General features: G+C 72.7%; 16 protein-coding genes. 13 read left to right on the top strand and 3 right to left on the bottom strand.

The annotated features are described in order from the left end of the window. Positions 1–7: 7 nt before the first annotated feature. A complete protein-coding gene (locus AB0D59_RS18070) occupies positions 8–1,435 on the bottom strand; it encodes an MFS transporter (protein ID WP_362565849.1) in 1,428 nt (475 codons plus the stop codon). A gap of 101 nt (positions 1,436–1,536) precedes the next feature. Between AB0D59_RS18070 and AB0D59_RS18065 the strand changes: the two genes are divergently transcribed. Both AB0D59_RS18065 and AB0D59_RS18060 read left to right on the top strand, forming a co-directional pair. Then, complete coding sequence (locus AB0D59_RS18065; protein ID WP_362565847.1) at positions 1,537–2,430, top strand: helix-turn-helix transcriptional regulator; 894 nt, start codon at positions 1,537–1,539, stop codon at positions 2,428–2,430. A gap of 119 nt (positions 2,431–2,549) precedes the next feature. Beyond that, positions 2,550–2,909 carry a hypothetical protein gene (locus tag AB0D59_RS18060; RefSeq protein ID WP_362565845.1) on the top strand — a complete coding sequence of 120 codons (360 nt, stop codon included), beginning with the start codon at positions 2,550–2,552 and terminating at the stop codon, positions 2,907–2,909. Here the strand turns inward: AB0D59_RS18060 and AB0D59_RS18055 are convergent. Further along, entirely contained in the window at positions 2,893–3,783 is an 891-nt protein-coding gene (locus tag AB0D59_RS18055) for a LysR family transcriptional regulator (RefSeq protein WP_362565843.1), read from the bottom strand. The genes AB0D59_RS18060 and AB0D59_RS18055 overlap by 17 nt on opposite strands. A gap of 366 nt (positions 3,784–4,149) precedes the next feature. Between AB0D59_RS18055 and AB0D59_RS18050 the strand changes: the two genes are divergently transcribed. From AB0D59_RS18050 to AB0D59_RS18005, 10 genes are all read left to right on the top strand, one after another. Continuing rightward, entirely contained in the window at positions 4,150–4,845 is a 696-nt protein-coding gene (locus AB0D59_RS18050) for a lysophospholipase (protein WP_362565841.1), read from the top strand. Then, entirely contained in the window at positions 4,842–5,720 is an 879-nt protein-coding gene (locus AB0D59_RS18045; protein ID WP_362565839.1) for a sulfurtransferase, read from the top strand. Before AB0D59_RS18050 ends, AB0D59_RS18045 begins: the two co-directional genes overlap by 4 nt. Next, positions 5,717–6,586, top strand: coding sequence for an ABC transporter permease (locus tag AB0D59_RS18040; RefSeq protein WP_362565837.1), 870 nt, complete (start codon positions 5,717–5,719; stop codon positions 6,584–6,586). The genes AB0D59_RS18045 and AB0D59_RS18040 overlap by 4 nt, the downstream gene beginning before the upstream one ends. A 2-nt stretch (positions 6,587–6,588) precedes the next feature. After that, entirely contained in the window at positions 6,589–7,305 is a 717-nt protein-coding gene (locus tag AB0D59_RS18035; RefSeq protein WP_362565835.1) for an ABC transporter ATP-binding protein, read from the top strand. After that, positions 7,302–8,270: an ABC transporter substrate-binding protein gene (locus tag AB0D59_RS18030; protein WP_362565834.1), complete on the top strand. Its 969-nt coding sequence runs from the start codon at positions 7,302–7,304 to the stop codon at positions 8,268–8,270. Before AB0D59_RS18035 ends, AB0D59_RS18030 begins: the two co-directional genes overlap by 4 nt. Before the next feature lie 23 nt (positions 8,271–8,293). Further along, a complete protein-coding gene (locus AB0D59_RS18025) occupies positions 8,294–9,394 on the top strand; it encodes an LLM class flavin-dependent oxidoreductase (RefSeq protein ID WP_362565832.1) in 1,101 nt (366 codons plus the stop codon). A 29-nt stretch (positions 9,395–9,423) separates the two neighbouring features. Beyond that, on the top strand, positions 9,424–10,425 hold the full coding sequence (locus AB0D59_RS18020) for an ABC transporter substrate-binding protein (RefSeq protein WP_362565830.1): 1,002 nt from the start codon (positions 9,424–9,426) through the stop codon (positions 10,423–10,425). Continuing rightward, complete coding sequence (locus tag AB0D59_RS18015) at positions 10,422–11,531, top strand: acyl-CoA dehydrogenase family protein (protein WP_362565828.1); 1,110 nt, start codon at positions 10,422–10,424, stop codon at positions 11,529–11,531. Before AB0D59_RS18020 ends, AB0D59_RS18015 begins: the two co-directional genes overlap by 4 nt. A 2-nt stretch (positions 11,532–11,533) precedes the next feature. Beyond that, the gene (locus tag AB0D59_RS18010) at positions 11,534–12,913 is read left to right on the top strand and encodes an FAD-linked oxidase C-terminal domain-containing protein (protein ID WP_362565976.1); all 1,380 of its coding nucleotides are present in this window, start codon (positions 11,534–11,536) and stop codon (positions 12,911–12,913) included. Between the two features lie 143 nt (positions 12,914–13,056). Next, positions 13,057–13,188: a hypothetical protein gene (locus AB0D59_RS18005; RefSeq protein WP_362565826.1), complete on the top strand. Its 132-nt coding sequence runs from the start codon at positions 13,057–13,059 to the stop codon at positions 13,186–13,188. On the opposite strand, the gene AB0D59_RS18000 is transcribed toward AB0D59_RS18005, so the two are convergent. Then, the gene (locus AB0D59_RS18000) at positions 13,185–14,636 is read right to left on the bottom strand and encodes an MFS transporter (RefSeq protein WP_362565825.1); all 1,452 of its coding nucleotides are present in this window, start codon (positions 14,634–14,636) and stop codon (positions 13,185–13,187) included. The genes AB0D59_RS18005 and AB0D59_RS18000 overlap by 4 nt on opposite strands. Before the next feature lie 131 nt (positions 14,637–14,767). On the opposite strand from AB0D59_RS18000, the gene dusB reads away from it, so the two are divergent. Next, positions 14,768–15,955, top strand: coding sequence for a tRNA dihydrouridine synthase DusB (gene dusB, locus AB0D59_RS17995; RefSeq protein ID WP_362565824.1), 1,188 nt, complete (start codon positions 14,768–14,770; stop codon positions 15,953–15,955). The last annotated feature ends 109 nt before the right edge of the window (positions 15,956–16,064 follow it).

Genomic DNA, 16,064 nt, shown 5'->3' with positions numbered 1-16,064 from the left:
GGTCCGCTCAGCCGACCGTCCGCGGCAGCCGCAGGCTGAGCAGTCCGGTCAGCACCACCAGGCCCAGCTGCACCAGCAGCGTGATGACCAGGGCGTCCCGGGCGCCCTGGTGCGGGACCAGGGAGAGGAACAGGGTCCCCAGGGTGGCCACGCCCAGGGCCAGGGCGGACTGCTGGGTGGTGACCATCACCCCGCTGCCGACGCCGGCCCGCGCGGCCGGCACCTCCGACATCACCAGCCGTAGCACGTTGGGGAGTTGGAGGGCCTGACCGGCCCCGGCGACCGCGACCCCGGGGAGCAGCCCGGCGAAGTCCAGGTGCGGCCAGTCCCGCCAGGCGGCCAGCGTGATGAGGGCGATGCCGATCCCCTGGATCACCGAGCCCGCCGTCACCACCCGGCTGCCGTACCGGGCGATCAGCCGTGGCCCGGCCAGCGACACGAACAGGAAGGCGACGGCCATCGGCGCGAGCGCCAGCCCCGCCGGGACCGGGTCCAGGTGTTCCCCGCTCTGCAGGGCCACGGCGATCACGAACATGAACCCGCTGAAGCCGATGGAGAACGGCACCATCATCACCAGCCCGCGGCGCAGCGAGGCGAGTGCGAACAGGCTCGGCGGGACCAGCGGCGTACGGCCGGCCCGGTCGGCGCGGCGCTCCACGGCGTAGAACGCGGAGGCCACCCCCGGGAACGCGGCCAGCGACAGCCAGGTCCACAGCGGCCAGCCCGCCGCCCGGCCCTCGGTGAGCGGGGCGAGGAGGGTGAGCAGGGAGAGGGCGAGCAGGACGGTGCCGGGTCCGTCGACGGGTTCGGGCTTCTGCGACCGTGTCTCCGGCACGAACCGCGCGCCGAGCACCAGCCCGGCGACCACGACCGGCACGTTGACGAGGAACACGGCGCGCCAGCCGGTGCCCGCGATGTCGGCGGCGACCAGCACCCCGCCGAGTATCTGCCCGGCGACCATCGAGAGGCCGGCGGTGGCGCCGTACAGGCTCATGGCCTTGGCCCGGCGGCCGCCGCTGGTGGCGGCCTGGATGGTGGCGAGGACCTGCGGGAGCATCGCGGCGGCCGCGGCGCCCTGGACGACCCGGGCGGCCACCAGCGACCAGGCGCCGGGCGCGAGCCCGCAGGCCAGCGAGGTCAGGCCGAAGGCGGCCATGCCGGCGAGGAAGAGCCGGCGGCGCCCGAACAGGTCGCCGAGCCGGCCGCCGAGCACGAGCAGCACGGCGTAGGCGACGCCGTATCCGGCGACGACGAGTTCCAGGACCGCCTCGCCGGCGTGCAGATCGGTGCCGATGGTGGGCAGGGCGACGTTGACGATGAAGAAGTCGACGAGGGGCAGGGCCGCGGCCAGCAGGACGGTGAACAGTCCAAGGCCGCCGAGCGCGGGTGGCGCGGACGGGGACCGTACGGCCGGAGTGGTGACGGTTTCGGTCATGGTCCTGAGCCTGCTGTGTCACTCAGACTGGTACCAGAGTCTTCTTATCCTGGTAGAAGAAGTACCTGGAAACAGGATGCGGTCCGCGGCAGGCTGGAGGCATGACGACCATGGCGCACGAGACGGCGGCCCCGGTGGCCCCGGTGGTACGGAGTGCGGGCATCCGGCGCAGCGAACTGGCCGCGTTCCTGCGCAGCCGCCGCGAGCGGATCGCCCCGGAACAGGTGGGCCTGCCGCACGGTACCCGCCGGCGCACACCAGGCCTGCGCCGCGAGGAGGTCGCGCAGCTCTCCGCGGTCGGCGTCACCTGGTACACCTGGCTCGAACAGGCCCGGGACATCCAGGTCTCCGTCCAGGTCCTGGACGCCCTCGCCCGCACCCTCCTGCTCGACGCGAGCGAGCGCGCCCACCTCTTCCAGCTGGCCGCCGCCGTCGACCCGACCCCGGCCGCGAGCTGTACGGGCGTCACCCCGGCGCTGCAGGAGATGCTGCACGCGCTTGAGCCCATCCCGGCCTGCATCCAGAACAGCCGTTACGACATCCTCGCCTACAACCGCACCTACGCCCGCCTGATGTGCGACCTCGACGCGATCCCGCCCGAGGACCGCAACTGCATCGTCCTCGTCTACACCAACCCGGACTGGCGCCGCTCTGTCGTGCACCTGGAGGAGACCCGCCGTCTGATGGCCGCGAAGCTCCGCGCCGCCATGGCCGGCCACCTCGCCGAGCCGGCCTGGAAGATGCTGGTCAAGCGGTTGACGGCCGAGTCCCCCGAGTTCTGCGAGAACTGGGAGCGGTACGAGGTGATGGGCCTGCCCAACACCAGGACCAAACAGTTCCTCAACCAGCACGTCGGGCTTCTCACCATGGACCACACGGACCTGTGGCTGAACCCGGGGTCCGGGGCGCGGATGGTCGCGTACGTCCCGGCGGACGAGGAGTCGCGGGAGCGCCTGGAGAAGCTGTACGGGCTGGCGCTGGCGGCGAACTCCTGACCGGATTACGGGAATTCGTTCGGTCAACTGAGTACGGATACTCAGGACCGGGGGACCGTCCTGCCCCGACCATGCAGGAGGGGAGAGGAAACGACGACCGGCCCCCGGGGGAGACGACGATGGAATCCGGCCCTGCCCGCACCCTGGTCCGACTGGCCCGACTGGTCCGCCTGATGTGCGCCAACCGCCTCTCGGCGGCCTACCTCGGCCTGGTCGCCGTGGTCATCGCCAAGGACACCGTCGGCTCCCTCCAGGGGGCGGGCCCCGGTACGGACTACGCCTGGCTGTGGGCGCCCCTGGTCACCTTCCCCGCCTTCCCGCTCGTCTCGGCGCTCGGCAGGACGGCCTGGGGCACGGACGCCCCGAACTGGTTCTTCGTCGGCATGATCGTCGTATCGGCGCTGCTCCAGGCCCTGGCCCTGGGCGCCCTGCGCGAGGCCGTCCTCGCCCGGCACCGCCGCGCTATCCACTCCCCGTGACACCCGGGGCCGTATCCGGCCCGCCTCCGCCGAGCAGGTCGCGTGCGGCGGCGAACGCGGCCCGTACGGTCATGGGGTCGGCGCCGGGGCGGGCGAGGGCGCTCATCGGGATGGGGGTGACGGCGGGCAGGCCGCCGTACCGGGTCAGGCCGTCCGGGGCCGCGCCGACCGCGGCGATGAGCGCGACGCCCTGGCCGGTGCGGGCGATGTCGAGGACGCCCGCGAGATAGCCGGCGTCGCCGACGACCGTGGCGGAGACGCCGTGTGCGGCGAGGGTGGCGATGGCCCGGTGGCGGATGGCACAGGGCTCCTCGATGGCGACCAGCGGGACGGGGGAGGGTGCGTCGGGCCGCTGCCAGCCGGGGGTGGCGTGCCAGGAGAGCGGGAGTCCGCCGACGGGCGTGCCCTCGGTGGCGGCGGCCTCGGTGACGTACACCGCCACGTCGACACTGCCCCGCTCGACCGCCTCCACCAGCCGCGCGGAGCGGTCGATGCGGTAGCGGACCCGGCAGCCGGGCCGCACCTCCTGGACGGCGGCGGTCAGGCGCGGCAGGAACTGGTCGGCCGCGTGCTCGGTGGAGCCGATGGTGACGGTGTCGCCGTCCGTGTCGAGCAGCACGCGCACGGCCTCGTCGTGGACGGCGAGGATCCGCCGGGCCTGTTCCAGCAGCAGGCGCCCCGCGGGCGTGAAACGGGTGCCGCGCCCCTCGCGTTCGACCACCGGGTGCCCCAGCGTCTTCTCCAGTCTGCGCACATGCTGGCTCACCGCCGACTGGCTGAGGGCGAGCGCGCGGGCGGCACGGTGGAAGCCGCCGCAGTCGGCCACCGCGGTCAGGCTGCGCAGGGCCACGATGTCAAGGACGGGGCGGGACATACCGGTGACGGTAGCTGGTCACCCAACCGATCGCGATCCCTGATCGGTTTCGATGCGGAATCATCGTTGGACGCGTCCGGTCGCCGCCGGTCATGATGGACGCATGTACGCGACCGCCACGGCTGCCCTTCTGACGCAGCGCCGAGTCATCGACTTCGGCGTGGCGTGCAGCGCCCGCTGTCGCTGAATCACCCGCGCGTACGCGCGTCTTCCCGCTGCCCCCACCAAGTCTGCCGCGTGGCTGACACGCGCCGGTGACGGCCGCCTCTCTTCCCCTCCCTTGCCCTTTCTGCCCCTTCTCTGCCCCTTCTCTGCCCCTTCTTTTCCCCTTCTTTTCCCCTGCTCCGGAACGGGAGTTGCCCCCTCATGCCCTTCTCCTGGGACGAACCCGAAGGCCTCGCCGCACGCGGCACGCTGATCGTGCTGGCCGGCCGCGGCGAACACGGCGGTGTGTACGAGCGGTTCGGCCGCCGGCTCGCCTTCGACGCCTACCGTGTCCGCGCCCTCGGCGACCCGGTCGCCGATCCGGCGGTCCTCGACGAGGCCGCCAAACTGCTCGCCGACGAGTCACTGCCCGGCCCCAAGGTGCTGGTCGGCTCGGACACCGGCGCCCGGTACGCCGTACAGCTGGCCGCCGAACCGGCCCCCGGCGTCGACGCCCTGATCCTGGCCGGACTGCCCACCGGGCCCTGGACGGCGGGCGGCTGGGAGACGGAGATCGAGGCGCGCACCGGCTGCCCCACCCACCAGGGCCGGCTGACCGGTGATCCCGCCGTCCGGCGCGGGGCCCTGGACGAGACCCCCGACCTTTTTGACCTGCCCTGGGACCGGGTACGGGTGCCGGTGCTGGCCCTGCACGGCAAGGACGACGTGGTCAGCCCCCTGGCGGCGGCCCGCGCGGCCTACGCAGGTTCCCCGGCGCACCTGGTGGAGTTCGCCGGCGGCCGCCACGACGTCCTCAACGACGCCCTGCACCGCACGGCCGCCGCCACCGTCGTGCTGTTCCTGGAACGGCTGCGGCTCTCGCCCGAGCTGCCCCTGATCGCGGAGGGCCTCGCGTGAGCCGCCCGGTCACGACCACCGTCGCCGAACTGCGCGAGCTGCTCGACTCCGGCCGGCCACCCGCCGTGCTGGACGTCCGCTGGGCGCTGGGCGACCCGCACGGCCGCGACCACTACGCCGAGGGCCACATCCCGGGCGCGGTGTACGTCGACCTCGACACCGAGCTGGCCGCGCCGCCTTCGCCGCAGGGCGGCCGGCACCCGCTGCCCGACCTCGCCGCGTTGCAGGCGGCGGCACGACGCTGGGGTGTCCGGCAGGGCCGGCCCGTCGTGGTCCACGACGACCTGGGCAACACGGCGGCCGCACGGGCCTGGTGGCTGCTGCGGTACGCGGGGATCGCCGACGTCACGCTCCTCGACGGGGCTCTGGGCGCCTGGCGGGCGGCCGGACTGCCGCTGGAGACCGGGATCCCCGCCGCTCCGGCGACCGGAGACGTCGTACTCCGGGCCGGTGCGCTGCCCGTGACGGACGCCGACGGTGCCGCCGAACTCGCCGCCACCGGGCTGCTGCTGGACGGGCGTGCCGGTGAGCGGTACCGGGGCGAGATGGAGCCGGTGGACCCGAGGGCGGGGCACATCCCGGGCGCGGTGTCCGCGCCGACCGGCGAGAACCTCGCGGCCGACGGCACCTTCCGGCCGGCCGGCGCGCTGCGCGAGCGGTTCGAGAAGGCGGGCGCGGGGGCGGCCACGCGCATCGGCGTCTACTGCGGCTCCGGGGTCACCGCCGCCCACCAGATCGCCGCGCTGGAGATCGCCGGGTTCGAGGCGGTCCTGTTCCCCGGCTCCTGGTCCGCCTGGTCCGCCGACCCGGACCGCCCGGCCGCGACCGGACCGCTGCCGTCCGGGCCGGTCTCCGTTCTGAGGGGCTCCTCATGACGACCGAATCGCTGCGTGCCGCGCCGCCCGCCGAGCAGGCGGCCCCTGCGGCCGGGCGCGTCACGATCCGCGGCACCGCCAAACCGGGCGGCCGCCGCACGGGCGTGCCCCGTTCCGTGCGCCGCGCCGCCGGACCGGTCGGCCTGGTCCTGCTCTGGTTCCTGGCCTCGGCCACCGGCGTCCTCCCGGAGTCCGTGCTCGCCTCACCGGTCGACGTGATCAAGCAGGCCGTCGACCTGACCAAGGACGGCGAACTGCCCCGAGCCATCGCCGCGTCGGGCCGCCGGGCCGCCATCGGCTTCCTCATCGGCGCCACGGTCGCCCTCGTCCTCTCCCTCCTGGCCGGGCTGTTCCGGCTCGGCGAGGACGTCATCGACTCCTCGATGGGCATGTTCCGGGCGATCCCGTGGGTGGGTCTGATCCCGCTGTTCATCGTCTGGTTCGGCATCGAGGAGACCCCGAAGATCGCCCTGGTCGCACTCGGCGTGACCTACCCCCTGTACTTCAACATCTACGGCGGCATCCGCTCCACCGACGCCCAACTCGTCGAGGCCGCCCGCATGATGGGCCTCGGACGGCTCGGCCTCATCACGTACGTGATCCTGCCGAGCGCCCTGCCCGGCGCCCTCGTGGGGCTCCGGTACGCCCTGTCGACGGCCTGGCTGGCGCTGGTCTTCGCCGAACAGATCAACGCGGACGCGGGCCTCGGCTATCTGATGAGCAACGCCCAGCAGTACTTCCGCACGGACGTGATCGTGCTGTGCCTCGTCGTCTACGCCCTGCTCGGGCTGGTCTGCGACTTCGCCGTACGGATCCTGTCGCGCCGGCTGCTGACCTGGCGGGCCAACTTCGAGGGCGAGGCGTGACGATGAGCAACAGCGTGGAGATCAGAGGGCTTTCGCGGGCCTTCGACGGCAACACGGTCCTGCACGACCTCGATCTCGACATCCAGCAGGGCGAGTTCGTGGCCCTGCTCGGGCACAGCGGCTGCGGCAAGTCGACGCTGCTGCGGATCCTCGCCGGCCTCGACGAAGAGATCGGCGGCGAGGTGACCGTGCCCGTGCGGCGCAGTGCCGCGTTCCAGTCGCCGCGGCTGCTGCCCTGGCTGAAGGTGTGGCGCAACGTCGTCCTCGGCCTGCCGGGCCGCCCCGACCGGGCGCTCGCCGCGAAGGCACTGGACGAGGTGGGCATCGCCGACCGCGCCGGGGTGTGGCCGAAGACCCTCTCCGGCGGCCAGGCCCAGCGCGTCTCGCTGGCCCGTGCCCTGGTCCGGGAGCCCGAACTGCTGCTCCTGGACGAGCCGTTCGGCGCCCTCGACGCCCTCACCCGGGGCAAGGTCCAGCAGCTCGTCGCCGAGCTCTGGCAGTCGCACGGCTGCGCGGTCCTGCTGGTCACCCATGACGTGGAGGAGGCCCTGCTGCTCGCCGACCGGGTGCTGGTCATGGACGACGGCCGGATCGCCCACGAACTCACCGTCGACCTGCCCCGCCCCCGCGACCTGACCACCCCCGAGTTCGTGACCCTGCGCGCCCGCCTGCTGACCTGGCTCGGCGTGACCCGCACCCTGGAAGGAACCCCGTCGTGATCCGCAGAATCGCCGCCGCCACCCTGAGCATGACCGCCCTGCTGGCGCTGAGCGCCTGCGGCGCCGACTCCTCGGCGGACACCTCCGCCGGCCGGCAGGTCACCCTCACCATCGGCGACCAGGCCAAGACCCTCCAGACCATCGTCGCCGCCTCCGACGTCCTCAAGGGCGCCAAGTACAAGGTGAAGTGGGCCGAGTTCGAGGGCGCGGCCCCGCTCTACCAGGCCGTGCAGGCGGGCGCCGCCGACACCGGGTACTCCGCCGACCTGCCCGCCCTGCAGGCGCTCAGCGGCGGGGTGAAGATCAAGAACGTCGCCGCCCTCAAGAACGACGGCACGCACGTCGGCATCGTCGTCCGCAAGGACTCCGGCATCGACAGCGTCAAGGACCTCAAGGGCCAGAAGGTGGTCGTCTCCTCGGCCAGGGGCAGCGTCTCGGAGTACCTGCTGGCCAACGTCCTCAAGCAGAACGGGCTCAGCTACAAGGACGTCCAGGTGCAGTACCTGCTGCCGACCGACGCGCAGGCCGCCTTCGCCTCCGGGAAGGTCAAGATCTGGGCCACCTTCGGTGTCTACCAGGCCGTCGGCCTGGAGCAGGGCGGCAGGCTGCTCGTCGACGGGGCGGACGGCCGGGTCAGCGGCGTCGGCTTCGTCAACGCCTCGGACAAGGCACTCGCCGACACCTCGAAGAAGGCCGCGCTGTCCGACTTCCTCAAGCGGCTCGGTACGGCCCTGAAATGGACCAGCACGCACCAGGACGCGTACGCGAAGGCCATCGAGCAGCGCAACGGCGCCGACGCGTCCGTCGCCAGGACCCTCGCCTCCGCCGCGTACAGCCAGGTCCTGCCGGTCACCTCCGACGTGAACACGACCGTGCAGGGCGTCGCCGACCTCATGAACGGCATCGGCGTCCTCGACCCGAACGTCGACGTGGCGAAGTCCGCCGACACCTCTCTCCTCAAGTGACTGTTACGACACAGGAGTCCACCATGCCCGTCGAGTTCATCAGCGCCGTCCACACCGACTCCGGAGCCTCCGGGCCCGCCGCCGCCAGCCGTACCGGCCTCGACGTCGACCACCTGCGCAGGTACGCCCGCGCCCTGGACGACGGCGGCTTCGACCACACCCTGGTCGCCTACCACTCGGCCTCCCCGGACGCCTTCCAGGTCGCCCAGTTCGTCGCCACCCACACCGAACGCGTCCGCCCGATCCTCGCCCACCGCCCCGGCGTGATCTTCCCGACCCACGCGGCCCGCGCCCTGGCCACCCTGGACCGGATCAGCGACGGCCGGCTCACGCTCCACATCATCTCCGGCGGCAGTGACGAGGAGCAGCACCGCGAGGGCGACTACCTCAACAAGACCGAGCGGTACGAGCGTTCGGACGAGTACATCCAGATCCTCAGGAAGGTCTGGCAGGCCGACGGCCCGGTCTCGCACCACGGCAAGTACTTCACCTTCGAGGGCTACCACTCCGACGTGAAGCCGGTGCACGGCCTGGTTCCGATCTCCGTCGGCGGCTCCTCCCAGGACGCCTACCGGGTCGGCGGGCAGCAGGGCGACATCTTCGGGCTGTGGGGCGAGCCGCTGAAGGAGACGGCCGAGCAGATCGCCGCCGTCAACGCGGTCGCCGACGCGGCCGGCCGCCCGCACCCCCGGATCTGGGTGTCGTTCCGCCCGATCATCGCACCCACCGAGGAACTCGCCTGGGAGAAGGCGCACCGCACCCTCGGCGTCCTCAAGGACCAGGCCCGCAACACCGAACTGCTCCGCCACTACCGCACCACAGGGCGCCCGGCGAACGTCGGCTCCCAGCGGCTGCTCGACATCGCCGAGCGCGGCGAGGTCCACGACCGCTGCCTGTGGACCGCCCCCGCGGTCGCCACCAACGCGGCCGGCGCCTCCACCGCCCTCGTCGGCACCCCCGAGACCGTCGCCCAGGCCCTGCTCGACTACGTCGACATCGGCTGCGACCTGCTGTCGATCCGCGGCTACGACCCGCTCAACGACGCCATCGACTACGCCCGGCACGTCCTCCCCCTGGTCCGCCAGGAACTGGCCCACCGCGCCGCCACCGCCCCCGCTGCCTGACACCCCCGCGAGTACCCCATGGAGACCCCGTGTTGTTGCCCCGCGCCCTGCGCGCGCCCGCCGCCCTGCTCACCGCCCTCCTGCTGCCCTTCGCCGCGGCCTGCGGCGGCAGCGCACAGGCCGACTCCGAGAACGACGTCACCCTCCGCGTCGGCGCCACCGGATGGAAGGTCGAGGAGGCGGTACTGAAGTTCGCCCACCTCGACGACACCCCCTACAAAGTGAAGTGGAGCGTGTTCCAGGGCGGCGACCAGCAGCTCCAGGCCGTCCGTGCCGGAGCCCTGGACCTCGCCTCCTCCAGCGAGATCCCGCCGGTCTTCTCGGCCGCCGACGGCAGAGCGAACTTCAAGGTCGTCGCCGTCCAGCGGGGTTCGACCCTCAACCAGGAGGTCGTCGTCCCCAAGAGCTCGAAGGTGACCGGCATCGCAGGCCTCAAGGGCAAGAAGGTCGGTTACGTCAAGAACACCACCGCCCACTACTTCCTCTACGAGCTGCTGAAGCAGGCGGGCCTGAAGTGGTCCGACATCGACGCCAAGCCCCTCCTCCCCAACGACGGCCTGGCCGCCCTCAACGGCGGCTCCATCGACGCCTTCGCCTCCTACGGCACCTCGATCATCACCGCCCACCAGCAGGGCGCCACCACCGTCGGCTCCGGCGCGGACATCCTGTCCGGCAACTTCCTCTGGTCGGCCCGCGACAGCGTGCTGGACAGCTCCGCGCAGAAGGCCGCGGCGGCCGACCTGATCGCCCGGATCAGCAAGGCGTACGCCTACGTCCGCGACGGCCGCGAGGCCGACTTCGCGAAGGTCGTCGCCCAGAACACCCACCAGCCCCTCGCCCAGGCCGAGCAGGACCTGGCCGCCCAGCAGAAGCAGCGCCCCACCCGGGCCCGCACGGTCGACGACGCGGCGATCGCCTCCGAGCAGAAGGTGGCCGACGCCTTCACGGAGCTGGGCGCCCTCTCCGCGCACCTGGACGTGAAGTCCTTCTGGACCACCGCCCTCAACACCGACCTGAAGAAGGCCCTGTGACCGTCGACCGCATAGCCGAACTGGCAGCCGAGTACGACCGTTCCGGCGCGTTTCCCGCCTCGTCCCTCGAGCTGGTCCACGAGGCGGGCTGGCTGACCGCGACGATCGGCCGGCAGTACGGCGGCCAGGGCGCCGGTGTCGAACAGACCGCACGCATCCTGCACACCATCGGACAGGGCGACCCGTCCGTCGCCCTGATCACCGCGATGACACTCGCCACCCACGCCCGGCAGGCGGCCCGTCCGCACTGGCCGCAGGAGCTGTACGCGCGCGTGCTGAAGGAGTCCGGGGAGCGCCCGGTTCTCGTCAACCACGCGCGCGTGGAGCCCGAACTCGGCTCCCCGGCCCGGGGCGGCCTCCCGGCCACCCGTGCTCACCGCACCCCGGACGGCTGGTCGATCAGCGGCACCAAGAGGTTCGTGACCGGCGCGGAGGGCCTGGACTGGTTCCTGGTGTGGGCGACGACCGACGAACCGGAACCGAGAGTGGGCACCTTCCTGGTGCCGGGCGACTCATCCGGCATCGAGATCACCGGCCGCTGGGACCAGCTGGGTCTGCGGGCGAGCGGCAGCCACGACGTGACGTTCCACGCCGTCGAGGTGCCGTACGAGCACGTCATCGGCATCGGCCCGCACGGCCCCGCCGCCGAGCAGGACAACCGCGCGGGCGCCTCCCTGCACCTGCCTCTCGCGGCGCTCTACCTGGGCGCGGCCCGGGCGGCGCAGTCCTTCTTCCACACCTTCGCGCACACGCGCGTGCCCGCCAACCTCGGCCACCCGGTGGCCCGTACGGAACGCTTCCGCAGGACCGCCGGCGAGATCGAGGTCCTGCTCACGGCCGCCGAACAGCTGGTGTTCGACGGGGCCGCCCGGGTCGACACGGCCGAGCCGTCGTACACCCCCGAACAGGCCCTCGGCGCGCGCGTGCTGGCCGACCGGCACGCGGTACGGGCGGTCGAACTGGCCGTACGCCTGCTCGGCAACCCCGGGCTGGCGCGCGGCAACCCCCTGGAGCGGCACTTCCGCGACATCCAGTGCGCGCCGGTGCACGCACCCCAGGAGGACATCTCCCTGCTGGCGATCGGAACGAAGGCCCTGAACCCGTGACCATCGCAGACACCACCACGACCACGACCGCCCCCGCCCGGTTGCTCGGCCTGCTCGCCCGCGACCTGCCGCCCGACCGGCTGGCCACCGACCCCCGCACCCTGGCCGCGCGCGCCACCGACCGCTCCGGCACCCGCCCCGAGGGGCTGCCGCTGGCCGTCGTACACGCCCGGCGCACCGAGGACGTGACGGTGACCCTGCGGCACGCGCACGCGCTGCGGGTGCCGGTGGTGGCCCGGGGCGCGGGCACCGGCCTGTCCGGCGGAGCGACGGCCGGCGAGGGTTCGCTGGTCCTGGACCTGTCCGGGATGAACCGCATCCTCGAACTGTCCCCGCAGGACCAGCTCGCGGTCGTCGAACCAGGCGTGATCACGGCGGAGCTGGACCGCGCGGCGGGCGCGCACGGACTGCGCTACGCGCCCGACCCGGCGAGCGCGGCACTGTCCACGATCGGCGGGAACATCGCCACCAACGCGGGCGGGCTGCGCTGCGCGAAGTACGGCGTGACCCGGGACAGCGTGCTCGGTCTTGAGGCGGTCCTCGCGGACGGCACGGTGATCGCCACCGGCCGCCGTACCGTCAAGGGCGTCACCGGCTACGACCTCACCGCGCTGCTGACCGGCTCGGAGGGCACCCTCGCGGTGATCACCTCGGCGACGCTCCGGCTGCGGCCCCTGCCCGCCGCCACGGCGACACTGGCCGCCTACTTCGCCACCTTCGAGGCGGCGGCCGAGGCGTCGTACGCGATCGCCCGGGCAGGTGTGGTCCCGGCCCTCGCGGAACTGCTCGACGGACCGGTGCTCGAGGCCGTCGACCCGGCCCTGCGCGAGCGTGGGGCCGCCCTGCTGATCGTGCAGTGCGACGGCGCCGGGGCGGCCACCGAGGCGAAAGCGGTGGCGGACGTGCTGGCCCCGCTGGCCACGAGCGTGCGGACGACCGACGACCCGGCCGAGGCGGACGCGCTGCTCGCCGCCCGCCGCCAGGCACTCCCCGCACTGGAGCGTCTCGGCCGTCCCCTCATCGAGGACATCGCGGTACCCCGCTCCCGGCTCGCCGAGGCGGCCCGCGAGATCCGCGCGATCTCGGCCCGCCACGAGGTACCGGTCTTCACCCTCGCGCACGCGGCGGACGGCAACCTGCACCCGATCATCGTGGTCGACCCGGCCCTGGACCGGCTGCCGGACGCGGCCTGGGAGGCGGCCGGCGAGATCTTCGCGCTGGCCCTGCGTCTGGGCGGCACCCTCACCGGCGAACACGGGGTCGGTGTCCTCAAGCGACAGTGGGTCGCCGACGAACTGGGCCCGGCCGCCCACGCGTTGCAACGGCGCCTGAAGGACGCCTTCGACCCGTACGGGATCCTCAACCCGGGCAAGAGCCTGTGACCCGCCCGGGACACGCCTCAGCCGTCAGGCGAGGCCGAGATCCCGGCGGGCGCGGCCTCCCCCGCCCTGAACCTGATCGACCTGGGGCGAGTGCGCGCGGATGTCGCATTGAGGCTCGCCGACGTGCTGTGGCGGGGGTGCGCATGAGCGCGCCGGTCACCGACGGGGCGGCGCTGTCCGCCGAGTGCAGGATGGCCAGGCGTACCGGCTACGGAGAGCCGCACAGCGCGTGCAGACAGATCACCGACGTACCGCTGCCCCACCCGAACGGCTAAACCCGCCCCGCCGACCCCACGGCCTCGCGTATCTCCGGTGACGCCAGTCGCTGCGCGGCCCGCTCGGCCGTGGCGCGGGCCCAGCGGCCGTTCGTCAGGGCGCCCAGGAGCAGGACGGCGAGGCCGCAGCCCGCGAGGATCCACCAGCCCGGCCGCGCCGCGCCCACGAACGTGCCGGCGTACGGCGACGAGCCGATCCCGGACGCCAGTACCGCGCCGATCACGGCGACGCCCAGGGTCTGGCCCAGCTGGCGGCTGGTCGAGGCGACCGCGGCGGCGACGCCCGCCTGGGACCTCGGCATGCCCGACACCGCCGTGTTGGTGATCGGGGCGTTCACGAAGCCGAAGCCGATGCCGAAGAGGACGTAGCCGAGGAAGAGGGAGGTGTCCGACGTCTCCGCCTCGAACGCCGCGAAGAGGACCGCGCTGGCGGTCATCGCGACACCGGCGATCACCAGCGGCAGGCGCGGGCCCCGGCTGCCGACCAGACGGCCCGCCAGCGGGGCGCACAGGAACATCGGGACCGCCATCGGCAGCATCCACAGGCCCGCGTGCAGGGCGTCCAGACCGCGGACGTTCTGCAGGTAGAGGGTGGACAGGAACAGGAAGCCGCCGAGCGAGGCGAACGCGCTGATCGCGATCACGGTCGCGCCGCTGAACGGCGCCGAACGGAAGAAGCGCAGGTCGATCAGGGGTTCGTCACGCCTCGGCTCGTACCAGAGCAGGCCGGCCAGGGCGACGAGGGCCACCGCGGCGAACGGCAGGACCGTGCCCGCACCGGCCGTCGGCGCCTCGATGATCGAGTACGTCAGCGAACCGAACAGGGCGATCACCAGCACCTGTCCGACCGGGTCGGGGCGGCGGGCCTTGGGCGCCCGGGACTCCGGCACGAAGCGCAGCGTCAGCAGGACCGCCGCCAGGCCCACCGGGATGTTGACCCAGAAGATCGCACGCCAGCCGACCGACTCCACCAGCAGGCCGCCGACCAGCGGGCCGGCGGCCATGGATATGCCGACCACCGCACCCCACACCCCGATCGCCCGGGCCCGCTCACGCGGGTCGGTGAAGGTGTTGGTGATGATCGACATGGCCACGGGGTTGAGCATCGAGCCGCCCACCGCCTGGACCATCCGGAACGCGATCAGCGAGTCGAGGTTCGGCGCCAGGGAGCAGAGCAGTGAGCCGATCGAGAAGACGACCAGGCCCGTCATGAAGACCTTCTTGCGGCCGACCCGGTCGCCCGTGGAGCCCGCGAGCATCAGCAGGGAGGCCAGCACCAGGGTGTAGGCGTCGATGGTCCACTGCAGACCGGCCGTCGAGGCATGCAGTTCGCGCTGCATGGACGGCAGGCCGACATTGAGGGCGGTGGTGTCGAGACTCACGATCAGCAGGCTCATGCAGCAGATCGCGAGAACGAGCATGCGACGGCGGGGGCTCAGCTCGGGCATGCGTTCCATCGTACGCCCACTTCGATAGTGCGTCTAACTAATGAGTGCTACATGATCGTGACGGAGGGTGTGGAAGAGGCGGTTGTCCACAGGCCGGCCGAGCACCGTGGGCCATACGGGACAATGGGGGAATGCCCGAGCCCACGACCCCGCTCCAGATCGGCCCGCACACCGCCCGGCCGCCGGTCGTCCTCGCCCCCATGGCGGGGATCACCAACGCGCCCTTCCGGACCCTGTGCCGGCACTTCGCCGGAGGCGGAGCCTTCGCCGGAGGCGAGGCAAAGGATGGAGCCAGTGAGGGCAAGGGGCTGTTCGTCAGCGAGATGATCACGACGCGGGCGCTGGTCGAGCGCAACGAGAAGACCATGCAGCTGATCCGCTTCGACGCGAGCGAGAAGCCCCGGTCCATCCAGCTGTACGGCGTCGACCCGGGCACCGTCGGCAAGGCCGTCCGCATGATCGCGGAGGAGGGCCTGGCCGACCACATCGACCTGAACTTCGGCTGCCCGGTCCCGAAGGTCACCCGCAAGGGCGGCGGCTCGGCCCTCCCCTACAAGCGCAACCTGCTGCGCGCCATCCTGCGCGAAGCGGTGAGCGGCGCCGGCGACCTCCCGGTCACCATGAAGATGCGCAAGGGCATCGACGACGACCACATCACCTACCTCGACGCCGGCCGTATCGCCGTCGAGGAGGGCGTCACGGCGATCGCGCTGCACGGCCGCACCGCCGCCCAGCACTACGGCGGCACCGCCGACTGGGAGGCCATCGCCCGCCTCAAGGAGCACGTCCCGGAGATCCCGGTCCTCGGCAACGGCGACATCTGGTCGGCCGAGGACGCGCTCAGGATGGTCCGGGAGACGGGCTGCGACGGAGTGGTGGTCGGACGCGGCTGCCTGGGCCGGCCGTGGCTGTTCGCGGACCTGGTCGCCGCGTTCGAGGGCCGCCACGAGGACATCGCGCGCCCGTCCCTGCGCCAGGTCGCCGAGGTCATGGTCCGGCACGCCACGCTGCTCGGCGAGTGGCTCGGCGACGAGGCCAAGGGAGTCGTCGACTTCCGCAAGCACGTCGCCTGGTACCTCAAGGGCTTCGCGGTCGGCAGCGAGATGCGGGGGCGCCTCGCCATCACCTCCTCGCTGGCCGAACTCCGCGCCGGCCTGGACGAGCTGGACCTCGACCAGCCCTGGCCCACGGGCGCCGAAGGGCCCCGCGGCCGTACGTCCGGCAACAACCGGGTGGTGCTGCCGGACGGCTGGCTGAAGGATCCCTACGACTGCGCCGGCATCGGCGAGGACGCCGAACTGGACACCTCCGGCGGCTGAGGCCCGAGGCGGCCTCGACGCCCGCGACCCCTTCGACGAGGCCCGCCAGGGATGCACGCGGTGCCTGGAGGAGTTCGTCGAAGGGGCGCGGGTGGCGACGGCGGAGTCC

The organism is Streptomyces sp. NPDC048417 (genome assembly GCF_040651615.1).
GTDB lineage: Bacteria > Actinomycetota > Actinomycetes > Streptomycetales > Streptomycetaceae > Streptomyces.
Note: the sequence above shows the minus strand (reverse complement) of the source record. Positions and strands in the feature narration are given on the sequence as shown.

What these genes read in the sequence shown, in the direction of transcription:
- AB0D59_RS18070 (WP_362565849.1), bottom strand. Translation starts at nt 1,435, where the DNA reads ATGACCGAAACCGTCACCACTCCGGCCGTACGGTCCCCGTCCGCGCCA.
- AB0D59_RS18065 (WP_362565847.1), top strand. Translation starts at nt 1,537, where the DNA reads ATGACGACCATGGCGCACGAGACGGCGGCCCCGGTGGCCCCGGTGGTA.
- AB0D59_RS18060 (WP_362565845.1), top strand. Translation starts at nt 2,550, where the DNA reads ATGGAATCCGGCCCTGCCCGCACCCTGGTCCGACTGGCCCGACTGGTC.
- AB0D59_RS18055 (WP_362565843.1), bottom strand. Translation starts at nt 3,783, where the DNA reads ATGTCCCGCCCCGTCCTTGACATCGTGGCCCTGCGCAGCCTGACCGCG.
- AB0D59_RS18050 (WP_362565841.1), top strand. Translation starts at nt 4,150, where the DNA reads ATGCCCTTCTCCTGGGACGAACCCGAAGGCCTCGCCGCACGCGGCACG.
- AB0D59_RS18040 (WP_362565837.1), top strand. Translation starts at nt 5,717, where the DNA reads ATGACGACCGAATCGCTGCGTGCCGCGCCGCCCGCCGAGCAGGCGGCC.
- AB0D59_RS18035 (WP_362565835.1), top strand. Translation starts at nt 6,589, where the DNA reads ATGAGCAACAGCGTGGAGATCAGAGGGCTTTCGCGGGCCTTCGACGGC.
- AB0D59_RS18025 (WP_362565832.1), top strand. Translation starts at nt 8,294, where the DNA reads ATGCCCGTCGAGTTCATCAGCGCCGTCCACACCGACTCCGGAGCCTCC.
- AB0D59_RS18005 (WP_362565826.1), top strand. Translation starts at nt 13,057, where the DNA reads ATGAGCGCGCCGGTCACCGACGGGGCGGCGCTGTCCGCCGAGTGCAGG.
- AB0D59_RS18000 (WP_362565825.1), bottom strand. Translation starts at nt 14,636, where the DNA reads ATGCCCGAGCTGAGCCCCCGCCGTCGCATGCTCGTTCTCGCGATCTGC.
- dusB (WP_362565824.1), top strand. Translation starts at nt 14,768, where the DNA reads ATGCCCGAGCCCACGACCCCGCTCCAGATCGGCCCGCACACCGCCCGG.